Source organism: Nonomuraea sp. NPDC049152 (genome assembly GCF_040648355.1).
Classification (GTDB): Bacteria; Actinomycetota; Actinomycetes; order Streptosporangiales; family Streptosporangiaceae; genus Nonomuraea.
The window spans coordinates 46,240-58,044 of the sequence record NZ_JBEZDO010000046.1 but is presented as its reverse complement, the minus strand read 5'-3'; the positions used below and the strand labels follow the sequence as shown (position 1 = coordinate 58,044).

The window sequence follows — 11,805 nt, the reverse complement described above, 5'->3', positions numbered from 1 at the left end:
CGATCATTACAACGGTCATCGGCCGCACCAGTCCCGCCGACAGCACCCGCCCGACCATGGCGAGCGGACCATCGTGCCGTTGGAAGGCCGGATCAAGCGCCGGAAGGTGCTCGGTGGACTGATCAATGAGTATCACCGAGCAGCGTAGCCGCTCCGGGGGAACGCGCAGCTCAAGCCCTATGCGATGGGTTTTGACGCGGTACGGGCTTGATCAACACTTGGCCGGGCGAGAAACGCACCCCGGACCGGAGTGCCCGCCGAGTCTTCCTGCTTGGTGTTCTCTTGGCCGTCTTAAAGGTCTGGCTTGATTGGCGGGCCCTTGCCGCTGCCCGGAACGCCCGGCCAGGTGAGGGCGGCGCGAGCAGGCTCGCTCGAAACAGGAGAGCAGGCGGCGAAATCCCTGCGAAGGCATGCGTCCTCGGCCAGAGGCGGCTTGACCTGCGCTCGGACGGGTCTGCGGTCAAACTGGGCGTGCCCCGCCTCCAAACCCTGCCGTCCGGCCCTTCTGGTGGGTGTTCCGTGGGTCTGGCTTTACGATCCCGGCCTGACGCGTTCGATCACCGACACCGCAAACCGGCCTATTTCGCGCACGCGGTCCAGCCGCCGATGTGGCGGGCGCGTGCCGAAGAGCATGTGACGAGCATGTACTCGGCCATCTTCGCCTCGCAGAAGGCGGTCGAGAATCGACTCGCCTATCTGGCCGACAACCCGACCCACATCGTGATGATCGGCCGGGAGCGGCTGCGGCAGTACTGACGCGAGCACAAGATCTCCTGCCAGCGCACCGGGACCTGGAAGGAGTCCACCGACCCCCACCGTAGGCCTCCCGCTGACCCGGCCCTCCGCGCCAAGAATCGCGGCTGGTTGTGAGCTGCGCTCCTTCGCGCAGCTGCGCCAACCGCAGGCAGCACGTCGCGCGTATCGATGGCCGCGGCGCCCGTCATGCGGCCGCCATGCTCTGCTCTGCCACCGCCTGAGCATCCGGGGGCGCCTGTCGGGGCAGGAGGAAGGCCGACAGGGAGGTCAACGCGAGCATCCCGACGACCATCCAGAAGGTGTACTGAGCCGCGAGGGTCGGCGCCTGGGCAATCGTGCCGAAGAAGACCGTGCCCAGCAGTGCCATCCCCAAAGCGCCGCCGACTTGCTGCAATGCGGTGAGGGTCCCGGACGCTGACCCGGTCTCGTGCTGCTCGACTCCACCGAGCACGATGGTGAAGAACGGCCCCATGACCAGTCCGGCTCCCAGCCCGATGACCAGGAGTGCAGGAGCCAGCTCCCACGGCCCGACCAGCGGATGGGCGATCAGCAGCAGGGCGATGACGCCCGCTGCCTTGACCAGGAGACCAGCATGCAGGACCCTGCGTCCGTGCTTCATCAGCGGCTGCACCACGCCCATCCCGGCGATCATCCCGAGGGAGAGTGGCACGCTGGACAGCGCCGCCTTCAGCGGGCTATAGCCGAGCCCCACCTGGAGATATAGGGCAAAGACCAGGCCGAACCCGGAGAAGGCGGAGAAGAAGAGCGCGCCGGTGACCAGCCCGCCGAGGAAGGCGCGTTTCCCGAACAGGCTGGGCACGACCAGCGGATGGCCGCCCCGGCGGCTGATGCTCCTCTGATGCCAGGCGAAGACGGCGAAGACCGCCGCGGAGGCGGCCATCGACGCGAATGACCAGGCGGGCCAGCCATGCTCGCGTCCCTGAACCAGTGGAAAGACGATCAGGAGCGAGCCCAGGGAGGCCAGCAGCGCACCGGGCAAATCGAGCCGCAGCCCCCGCGTGGGAGGGGTGTTGGGGAGGAATATCAGCGCGGCCGACAGGGCGGCGACGCCGAGCGGCAGGTTGATCAGGAAGATCATGCGCCAGCCCGTGCCCAACAGATCGGCGCTGACCAGCCAGCCGGCCAGGATCGGGCCGCCGATGGCGGACAGGCCCATGAGCGGGCCCGTGGCGCCAAAGGCGATCTGGAGCTCCTTGGGCGGGAACATCTCCCGCATCATGCCGAGCCCCTGCGGGATCATCGCTGCCCCGAACAGACCCTGTACGGCTCGCGCCGCGATGATCATCTCTGGTGAGACGGCGGCAGCGCAGATCAGCGACCCCGCAACGAAGCCGGCGGCGCCGATGAGGAACATCGGCTTGCGGCCGACGATGTCCCCCAGCCTGCTGCCGGTGAGCAGCCCGGCGACCATCGCCAGGGTGTAGGCGATGCCGAGCCACTGCAACATCGAGGCGCCGCCGCCGAGGTCGGCTCTGATCACGGGCCCGGCGATGCTCGTGACGGTGGCGTCGAGCAGTTCCATCACCGAACCAGTGAGGATGACGAACAGCGCAGGCCAGCGCCACCTGTACGGCGCGACTGTAGAGACCTCGACCTGCGTGGTCATGACAGTCTCACCAGGACGCAGCCGATGTAGTCGCCCCGCAGCAGGGAGACCAGAGCCTGCGGAGCCGCGGCGGGACCGCCCTCGACCACGGTGTGCGGGAAGGCGATGCGGCCCTGGCCCAGCAGCCGGCCGAACTCCTTGGTCCACGCGTGGGTGTCGGCGGGATCGTAGGAACTACTGAACCCCTGAATCGTGAGATCACGGGTGCCCAGTGGCCCGAGGTCGAGGGTGGGGTTGCGGCCCGACAGGGCGCCGCACAGCGCGAAACGCGCACCGGGCACCGCCACCTGGACCGCTGCCTCGAACTGCTCGCCGCTGACGTTGTCGAAGAACACGTCGATGCCCTCGGGCGCCAACTCGCGCAGCCGGTCCAGGACCGGGCCGTCGTGGTAGTCGAAGGCGGCGTCGAAGCCGAGCTCACCGACAAGGTAGTCGACCTTGGACTTGCTGCCCGCGCTGCCGATCACCCGCTTGGCGCCCTGGCACCTGGCGATCTGACCTGCCAGCGAGCCGACGGCGCCGGCCGCGCCGGAGACGAAGACGGTGTCGCCCTGCGAGACCCTGGCCACCTCGACCATGCCTCGCCAGGCCGTCGGGCCGGCGTTGAGGAAGTACTGCGCGCCAGGCAGCAGGTCGCGCTCCAGCCTGGCGAACTCGCCGGCGGCGGAGGTGACACAGCCGCGCCAGCCGTACCCGTGAGCGACGAGATCGCCGACGGCCAGGTCCGTGCTCTGCGAGGCGATCACCGTGCCCACGGTCGCGGACGTGAGCGGGTCACCGGGGCGAGTGGCGAACGGCATCTCCGGAGTGTGCTCGATGCGCAGCAGCTTGCTCATCACGTGAGCGAGCGCCATCCAGTCGTTGCGAACCAGCACTTCGCCGGGGCCTGGCTCGCGCACCTCCGCCTCGACCACAGAGAAATGGTCAGCGGTGAGGTCGTCGGAGGGACGCGCGGCCAGCCGTACTTCCTGGGAATGTGGAGGAGTCATGGCAGCACTGTGCCGAGGGACGCTGGCAGGGGGCTGTCAGGTGCTGCCAGCGGCCTTGAGCACGGCGACGATCTCCCCGACCGGCAGCGGGCTAGCTATTTCGGCGTACCGGCTCTCGCCCAGCGCGGACAACGCCAGGGCGCGGATGCGCGCCACGTCGGGGCCGCCACGCCCCCGGTGGTCGTGGTGATAGGCGCCCGCCTCGATGAGCCTGGCCGCCGCCTCCGCATCGCCCTCGGCCAGCGCCGCCACCGCGTACCCGACAGAAACCGCGATCAGAACGGGCACATCGGGTACGGCAACCGTGAGCTCAAGAGCCTTGCCGAGCTGGGCATAGGCACGATGGACGTCGCCCTGATCGGCCAGGGCCATGCCGTAGGAGGCGTGCGCCCACACCGCGTCCAGTGGCACGGTCTGCTCGCTGGTCTCCAGCGTGGCCAGGACCTCCTCGTAGATCGGCAGGGCCGCCGCACTGTCGCCGCCACGCCGCGCCAGGTCGGCCTCGGTCAGCCGGAGTTGCGCGCGCACTTCGGCGGGCACCCCGATGGTGATCTGCTCTCGCGCCCTGGCCACGGCAGCGGCGGTGCCGACCAGGTCGCCGTCCCAGGCATGCAGATGAGCCAGTCTGGTGAGGGTGGAGACCGCCTCTCCCGCGCTGACCCACTCGGCGGCCAGGCCCGCCACCTCCTCCATCAGGTCTATGGCGCTGGACACGCCGTCGGCGCGGGTGCGGAAGGTGGCCAGAGTGAGCAGCGACCTGCTGAGCCCGCGCCGCTCACCCAGTTGCCGGAACCCCGCAACCGCGGCCTGCAGGTCGCGTTCCGCCAGACCATGCTGGGCGTTGTTCATTCGCAGGGTGCCGCGCATCAGCAGCGCGGTGTTCGCCAGCCAGGGGTCACGGTCGGCGGCCAAGCCGTCGAGCGAGCCGTCCATGGAGGCGAGGATGGTGAAGATCGGGTGCACCTCTCCCTCGCAGGTCTCCAGGAGGTCGCGGATCCGCGCCCGCTGTCCCGGCCGGTCGGCGGCCTCGTCGAAGCCGACCATGCCCACGAACTCCGGCAGCCTGGTCGCGTACTCACACGCCAAGTAGGCGCCGACCAACCGCGGCGGCGGGCGCTCGCCGGCCAGGGCCAGAACCTGCCCTGCCCAGTGCGACGCCTCGGCCCGATATCCGCGCAGCTGCCAGTACCAGGTCAGCGCCCCGCACAGGCGCAGCGCCAGCTCGACCGCCCCTGTCCCCACCGCCCAGCCAAGCGCCGCGACGCAATTGTCGTGCTCGCCGGCCAGCCGCCCGATCCAGGTGAGCTGTTCGGCCGTGCGCAACTTCGGCACGGCCTCCTCCGCCAGACGCAGGAAGTACAGCGCATGGGCATGCGCGGCCTCCGCGTCGGCACCGAGCTGCTCGGCGCAGTAGGCGCGGATGGTCTCCAGCATCCTGAAGCGGCCATCCTCCGTCTCCACCAGGGACTTGTCCACCAGCGACAGCAGCGCGTCGAGCACGTCGCCGCCGCACACCCGCTCCGCGCTGTCGAGCGTGGCACCGCCGGTGAAGACCGACAGTCGCTTGGCCAGGTCCATCTCCGGCTCGGTGAGCAGGTTCCAGCTCCAGTCGACGACGGCGCGCAACGTCTGGTGGCGCGGCAGGGCGGCCCGGTTGCCGCCGGTCAGCAGCCGAAACCTGTCGTCGAGGCGGTCGGCGATCTGCTCGGGGGTCAGAGCGCGCAGCCGCGCAGCCGCCAGCTCGATCGCCAGCGGCACCCCGTCCAGCCGTCGGCAGACCGCCCCGACCACCGCGCTGTTGCCGTCATCCACGGAAAAGCCAGGCCGTACCGATCTGCCCCGATCGGCGAACAGGCGGACGGCGGGGGAGGCCGCCGTCTCGGCGGCTGACGCCCCCTTTTCCGGTACGGCAAGCGGAGGCACCCGTGACAACACCTCCCCCGTGATGCCGAGCGGCTCGCGGCTCGCCGCCAGCACGTCCACGCCGGGGCAGCGCGCCAGCACCCCGTCGATCAGCGCGGCGGCGCCGTCCAGGACGTGCTCGCAGTTGTCCACGATCAGCAGCAGCCTCTTCCCGCCCAGCACCCCCGCGATCTGCGCCGCGGGCTCGATGCGAGCGCCGTCGCCATCCAGCACGTTGTCGCGGATCCCAAGCGCAGCCAGAAGCGCGTACGGCACCGCCCCCGGATCGACCACCCTGGCGAGCTCCACGAGCCAGGTGCCGTCTGGCCACCGCTCAGCCATCCTGGTGGCCGACTCCACCGCCAGCCTGGTCTTGCCCGCTCCGCCCGGTCCCACCAGCGTGACCAGGCGTGACTCCCGCAGCATCGCGGCAATCCCGGCGATCTCGTCTTCCCTGCCGACGAAGCTGGTGAGCTGGCCGCGCAGATTGGAGACCGGCGCGCGATCTGCGCGCAGAACCTCCAGGTGCGCCTCGACCAACTGCTGTGAGGGGTCCACGCCGAGCTCCTCCGCAAGCAGGCGCCGGGTCCGTTGGAAGACCTCCAGCGCCTCCGCACGCCGCCCGCTCGCGGCCAGGACCCGCAACAGAACCGCACACAGCGACTCGCGCAGCGGGTGGGCCGCAGCCAGCTGCGCCAACTCGTTGACGATCTCGGCAGCCCTGCCCAGCCGCAGGTGCAGCGCCGTCCAGTCCTGCACGGCGGTAAGGCGCAGCTCGGTCAGGTGTGTCGCCGCCGCCTCCAGGCTCGGCACGTGCGCGAAACCGGCCAGAGCCTTCCCCCGCCAGAGCGACAGAGCCGAGCCAAGCAGGGCAACCCTCTCCTCGTCGCCGTCCACCTGTCTGGCACTGGCCAGCATGCTGGTGAACCGACAGGCGTCTACTGCCTCCTGCGGCAACGCCAGGACGTACCCCGCGGAGGTCGTCCGCACCACGCCGGCGCCGAGACCGGCGCGCAGTCGCTTCACCAGTGTCTGCAGCGCGTTGCCCACATTGGCCGGAGGCGCGTCCTCCCACAACGCGTCAATGAGGCGGTCCACGGAGACAGGCCGTCCCGCCTCCAAGGCCAGCAGCACAAGGAGGGTTCGGACCCGATCTCCGCCGACGCGTACAGAACCGCCGTCGGAGTGACGAACCTCCAGGTCACCCAACACCGAAACTCTCACACCAGACACAGTGCTCTATCCTCCCAACTCGCGCACCCTTGGACGTTTCGCCGGACCAGCCCGGCGCCAGCACGAAAATCTGCACGCGATAGGCGTCCCACATAACGCGGAAGGCATTGGGATCATGACGATCCACAGCGAGCAGCGATGTGACAGGGAAGTGACGATTCCCTGCCACATCGACAGTTCTTGAGGCGTTCCCCCCAGGGGCACGCATGCGCGCCCCTGGGGCCCTCCGCAGGTACTTCAAGCCCTCCCCGGAGGCCACCGCCGAGGTCACCACCCTCCTCGCCCCTGGCGATAGCCGACGCTGAGGCACATTCCGGTGGTTTGCCGGAAGACGATGCCCCGCCGTCAACTCACCTCAGGCCCGAACCGACGCTTGTAGGCCGATGGAGTGATGCCAGTCGTGCGACGCATCAGCGTGCGCAAATTGGCAGCGGTGCCAAGCCCGCTGCGCCGCGCGACCATCTCGAAGCGAGACTCACCTCGCTCGATCAACCGGCATGCCAGGGCAAGTCGTTCCCCCGTGAGCCACGTCAACGGCGTCGTGCCCAGTTGCGCCTTGAAGCGGCGATGCAGCGTCGCCGGACTGACCGCCGCACGCGCCGCAAGGTCAGCCACCGTGAGCGGCGAGTCCAGCCGTTCCTGGGCCCAGGCCAGGATAGGAGCCAGGGACTCGTCCGGCAGGTCGGGTATGGGGCGCTCCACGAACTGCCGCTGCCCACCGTCCCGGTGCGCGGCGAAGACCAGGCGCCGGCTCACAGAGTTGGCGACCTCCGCGCCGTAGTCGCGGCGGACCACATGCAGTCCAAGGTCGAGGGCAGCCGCGCTCCCCGCTGCGGTGAGAATGTCACCGTCATCTACGAACAGCACGTCTGATTCGAGTTGGACCGAAGGGAAGCGGGCCCGGAAGGAATCCGCCCACTGCCAGTGCGCGGTGGCCCGGCGCCCGTCGAGGACTCCGGCCTCGGCCAGCGTGAAAGCGCCGCTGCAGAAGCCGACCAAGCGCGCACCGCGCGCGTGCGCCCGTCGGACGGCAGCGAGCACGGCCCGGCGGCGGGGCACCTCGACGTCGGGGCGGTTGGGGACGATCAAGGTGTCCGCCGCGTCGGCCGCCTCCAAATCGCCGACTCCCGTAAGCGTGAAGAATCCGTCCCGCATCAGGGTGCGGGGCTCGGGGGAACAGAGCCTGAAGTCGTAGAGATCATGACCGATCTCCGGTCGGCGTAGACCGAAGATCTCGGTCGCGCAGCCGAGCTCGAATGGGTTCGAGTTCTCGTCCACGATCACGACGACCCGGTGTATGCCCGCCGTGTGAACTGCGTGCGAGGATTCTTTCGCCATGTGCAATTCCTAGCACTCACGCTGACCATATGGAACGGCGAAGGATGAGCTCATGAGTAACGAACCGATCCCCCTCAGCAAGGCTTTGGCCTCCTTCGACGCCCTGTGGAGCCCTCGCATCGTCACGCGCGTCAACGACTATGACGTCCGCATCGCCAAGGTCGAGGGCGAACACATCTGGCACGTCCACGACGACACCGACGAGTTCTTCCTCGTACTCGACGGAGAGCTGCACATCTCCTTGCGCGAGCCCGCCGGGGAGCGCACGGTCCTGCTCCCACAGGGTGCGGTCTTCACCGTCCCCCGAGGCACTGAGCACAAGCCGTACGCTCCGTCCGGCGCCGCCATCCTGATGTTCGAGCCCGCTGGGACACCGACCGTGGGCGATCGCCACGACGAGATCCCGAACCACGTGGACGCAACGACCGGGCACGCACTCAACACCTGAGCTGACAGGCTTCGGGGAGGGGGCGTGGGAGGTCGGCCGACGGTCGCCCAGAGGCGGGGTATGCCTTTAGCTTGTCGTTTAACCTCTGATCTTCGCGAATGCCGCATCCGACGGCTCGGGTGATGTGTCACCGCACAGCGGATTGTGGCGAATGAGGCACGGCGTGTCTGTCTGCGAACTCGGTAGAGAGCACCAGTCAGGATGGGCTTGGTTTGCCGCCGGACAGCCCGGTCCGATAGGAAGCTTGCATGCTAAGAGGTGACAAGGTCGGGCTCAGGGCCCGGCACGAGGACGACATTCCGATCCTGCTGGCCGAGCTCTACGACGACGTGGTGAACGGCTCGCGGGCCGAAGGCCGGCCGTGGCGGCCGATCACACCCGGCTCGAAGGATCCGCGGCTCGTGGTGGACGACAATGAGCAAGGGCACGTCCCGTTCTCGGTCGTGGAGCTGGACGGCGGCACGCTGGTCGGCACCGCGACGCTGTGGGGCATCGACAACCACAACCGGTCCGCGCACATCGGGCTGGGGCTGCTGCCGTCGGCCCGTGGCAAGGGCTACGGCACCGACGTGGTCGCGGTGCTGTGTCACTACGGTTTCGTCGTGCGCGGCCTGCAGCGACTGCAGATCGAGACGCTGTCGGACAACGCCGCGATGTTGCGTTCCGCCGAGCGCAACGGTTTCGTCCGCGAGGGCGTGCTGCGCTCCTCGGCCTGGGTGATGGGCGAGTTCCTGGACGAGGTGCTGCTCGGGCTCCTCGTCCCGGACTGGAAGTCGGCCTCGAAGGCCTACCTCTGATCTTCGCGTTCGGGACTTCGTGAACATGTCGGGCTGTGGCTAGGTGTAGCTGGTCAGGTGGCGCGGCGGGGTTTGCTGCCTTTGCGGTGATGAGCTGGGCGTTTGTAGAGCTCGCCGGTGACCAGGACAAGCCCGACCTCGTAGCGGGGGTGCGGGCCGGTTCTTGGAGCCGGGCGGTCGTCCGCGGCCGGGCCTGGAGGGTTTGGGCGCACGGGCAATCGGCGGTGTTTTGGTGCGCAGGTTCCGAAACCCCCGCCGAACGCGGGCCGGGGTGAGTTTGGCCGCCTGTAGCACCGTCGGTAGGAAGCGGGACAACGCCGACAGGACCGTCCGATCAGCCCAGTCCGGCTTCGGCCGGAGGACCTGACGCCTCAGCACGGCCACCTCATGCCGGAGCACCATAATCTCGACGTCCTTGGACGACTGACCACGTCCCAGCAACACCAGCCAGCCGAACACCCGAATCAGGATCAGATACAGCAGACGAACCGACACAAGCGGCGATCTTGCCCGCACCACCTCCGTAGGTCAAAACCGCAGATCAAACGCCCTGCGATGAGTTATGAAGCGGTACACGCCAAGTTCACCGCCGTTTTCGATGAGATCTTCGCCGCCACGGGCATCACGGTCGTGAAGACACCGCCGCGGACACCCCGGGCGAACTGCCATGCCGAGCGGTGGGTGCGTACGGTACGGCCGAATGCACCGACCGGCTGCTGATCTACGACGAACGTCACTTACGGTTGGTGCTGGGTGAGTATGCCGATCATTACAACGGTCATCGGCCGCACCAGTCGCGCCGACAGCACCCACCCGACCATGACGAGCGGATCATCCTGCCGCTGGAGGGCCGGATCAAGCGCCGGAAGGTGCTCGGTGGGTTGATTAACGAGTATCACCGAGCAGCGTAGCCATTTCGGAGAACGCGCAGCTCAAGCTCTACGCGATGGGTTTTGACGCGGTACAGGCCGCGCCGGTCGGGGTCTTTGCCCGCATCGCGGCGGGCGAGGTAGTCCACCGGCCTGGCGGGGCCGAGGTCGAGCCCGGCCAGTGCGGTGGCGGGCACCACCGCTTTGGGGGCCGGGGCGATGAAGGTCACGCCTGAGGCGGTCAGCTCGCGCACGTTGTCATAGGAGATGGCCTTGGAGTCGCCCAGCAGGAGCAGTTCACGCCGCCCGGCGATCTTCTGCAACTCCCGCATCGCCCCGCTCACCTGCGATACCTCGGCTGCGCCGCCATCGTAGACGCGGGAGAGGACCGGTACCCGCCGTCGGCGCTCGTGCCGATCCCCGCCTGGATCTGCTTCAGGTCCGGTCGGCGGGCCTTGGGGTGGCCGTGCCGGGGCCGGGCGAAGTCTTCCTCGGTCTCGGGGTAGTCGCCGAACAGGGAGATCGAGGTCATGTCCCAATGAATTCGGCAGACATCGACGCCGAACTCGGTGATCGCCCGCGCGCCGATCGTGCCGACGATCACATCTGCTCGGCAATCGCATCCAGCGCGCGGCCCACCCGATCGTCATTGAGCGCGTCCGGCTCGATCCCCAGCAACTCGGGCACCGCCCAGGATCACTCGTCATGTGCGAAGGACGGGGCTAGCGAATGTCGATGAGTTTGAGCACCACTGATTTCATTGCGGTGAGAGTACGGCGCTGCTACTCCCTGTGAGGTGGCTTTCGCATTCCACAGCTCTCTGTGTTGCCCTCGTACCGCGTCCTCGTCGCCTATCGGGAGGCCTCCGCCGACCGCACCCGTACCATCTCCAAGGCCAGGCCGTGAGACGGCCGGCTGGTGCCTGCACGGCCTGCGGCTTTGGGGGTCACGGCCTGCACAGGCCGCCGGTGGAAGATCAGCCAGCAGAGTCGAGGGAGTGCTCAAGCCAGACATTTGGCTCCACATAGACGCCGAGGTCTTGCCCGGGCGAGGCCAGAACCGGAGCGATGCCCCCTTCGACGAGGTTGGATCCGGCTGCGAGCGGCGCACCGGTCCACCGCGACCACTGCTCCAGCGTTCCCGTGATGGTCATCGCGAACGGGGCGATCTTCACGAACCGCGCGCCCAGCCGTTCGTGGGTGCGAAGCCACGGATCGTCGGGGAGCCCGTCGGCATGTCGCCGTGCGACGTACTCGTCCATCGTCAGTTCGGGGTGGCGCACCTTGCCGGTCGGGCGAACCGGCACCACCAGCCTGCTCAATCCGTTGTCGCGGGCGCAGACTCGCAGGCCATCAAGGGCCTGTGACGCGATGCCCCGGCCGCGCAGGTGCCCGGCGACCTGGACGTCCAACGCGGCGAGCGTGGTCGTCGGCCGGTCGTCGAGGGCGTCCTCCACCGCCCAGAGGATGACGCCGTCCCAGCCGTGGTCGGGCAGTTCCGTCCGCTCGGGCGTCGGGAACGCCACCGGCACGCTGACCGCCCGGGCCACGGGGACCCCGCCGTCAAGTACCACCAGGAAGTACTCCGGCCATCGCTCGGCCAGGCGCCTTGCTCTGGTCAGCGTGCCGATCGGGTCGTGCTGCATGAACTCGGCACCGATATCGCCGAGTTCCAGGGCCGGCTTTAGTAGATCCGGCCGCGTGGCGAGGTTCTCGATGGACATTCGCATCAAGTCTCCTTGGTCAGTGATCAGGTGCTCCATGGTGTCGGTAATGCCTGGCCTGCTCCACTCTTTTTCGTCTCAAGAAAGCATTCAGGGGGCGGTTCGCGAGTTGATGTCCCTTTG

10 protein-coding genes are annotated in these 11,805 nt (G+C 68.4%); 3 read left to right on the top strand and 7 right to left on the bottom strand.

From position 1 onward, the window contains the following. Positions 1 to 940 precede the first annotated feature (940 nt). From AB0B45_RS47345 to AB0B45_RS47330, 4 genes are all read right to left on the bottom strand, one after another. Positions 941 to 2,383, bottom strand: a complete 1,443-nt coding sequence (locus AB0B45_RS47345) for an MFS transporter (RefSeq protein WP_358144911.1) — start codon at positions 2,381 to 2,383, stop codon at positions 941 to 943. Beyond that, positions 2,380 to 3,372, bottom strand: coding sequence for an NADP-dependent oxidoreductase (locus AB0B45_RS47340; protein ID WP_358144909.1), 993 nt, complete (start codon positions 3,370 to 3,372; stop codon positions 2,380 to 2,382). Before AB0B45_RS47340 ends, AB0B45_RS47345 begins: the two co-directional genes overlap by 4 nt. A gap of 36 nt (positions 3,373 to 3,408) precedes the next feature. Beyond that, the gene (locus AB0B45_RS47335) at positions 3,409 to 6,408 is read right to left on the bottom strand and encodes a BTAD domain-containing putative transcriptional regulator (RefSeq protein ID WP_358144919.1); all 3,000 of its coding nucleotides are present in this window, start codon (positions 6,406 to 6,408) and stop codon (positions 3,409 to 3,411) included. Positions 6,409 to 6,852: 444 nt separating this feature from the next. Next, the gene (locus AB0B45_RS47330) at positions 6,853 to 7,845 is read right to left on the bottom strand and encodes a helix-turn-helix domain-containing protein (RefSeq protein ID WP_358144908.1); all 993 of its coding nucleotides are present in this window, start codon (positions 7,843 to 7,845) and stop codon (positions 6,853 to 6,855) included. 52 nt (positions 7,846 to 7,897) lie between these two features. Here AB0B45_RS47330 and AB0B45_RS47325 point away from each other — a divergent pair, with 52 nt between their 5' ends. From AB0B45_RS47325 to AB0B45_RS47315, 3 genes are all read left to right on the top strand, one after another. Then, positions 7,898 to 8,293 carry a cupin domain-containing protein gene (locus AB0B45_RS47325; protein WP_358144906.1) on the top strand — a complete coding sequence of 132 codons (396 nt, stop codon included), beginning with the start codon at positions 7,898 to 7,900 and terminating at the stop codon, positions 8,291 to 8,293. Positions 8,294 to 8,541: 248 nt separating this feature from the next. Then, positions 8,542 to 9,090, top strand: coding sequence for a GNAT family protein (locus AB0B45_RS47320; RefSeq protein ID WP_358144904.1), 549 nt, complete (start codon positions 8,542 to 8,544; stop codon positions 9,088 to 9,090). 677 nt (positions 9,091 to 9,767) lie between these two features. Beyond that, positions 9,768 to 10,001 carry a hypothetical protein gene (locus AB0B45_RS47315; RefSeq protein WP_358144902.1) on the top strand — a complete coding sequence of 78 codons (234 nt, stop codon included), beginning with the start codon at positions 9,768 to 9,770 and terminating at the stop codon, positions 9,999 to 10,001. Here AB0B45_RS47315 and AB0B45_RS47310 read toward each other — a convergent pair. The 3 genes from AB0B45_RS47310 to AB0B45_RS47300 all read right to left on the bottom strand — a co-directional run bounded on the left by AB0B45_RS47310 (position 9,986) and on the right by AB0B45_RS47300 (position 11,721). Continuing rightward, a complete protein-coding gene (locus tag AB0B45_RS47310) occupies positions 9,986 to 10,291 on the bottom strand; it encodes a hypothetical protein (RefSeq protein WP_358144900.1) in 306 nt (101 codons plus the stop codon). The two genes, AB0B45_RS47315 and AB0B45_RS47310, sit on opposite strands and share 16 nt — an antisense overlap. Before the next feature lie 8 nt (positions 10,292 to 10,299). Continuing rightward, positions 10,300 to 10,563: a hypothetical protein gene (locus AB0B45_RS47305; RefSeq protein ID WP_358144898.1), complete on the bottom strand. Its 264-nt coding sequence runs from the start codon at positions 10,561 to 10,563 to the stop codon at positions 10,300 to 10,302. A gap of 372 nt (positions 10,564 to 10,935) precedes the next feature. Then, entirely contained in the window at positions 10,936 to 11,721 is a 786-nt protein-coding gene (locus AB0B45_RS47300; RefSeq protein ID WP_358144896.1) for a Long-chain-fatty-acid--CoA ligase, read from the bottom strand. Positions 11,722 to 11,805 lie beyond the last annotated feature (84 nt).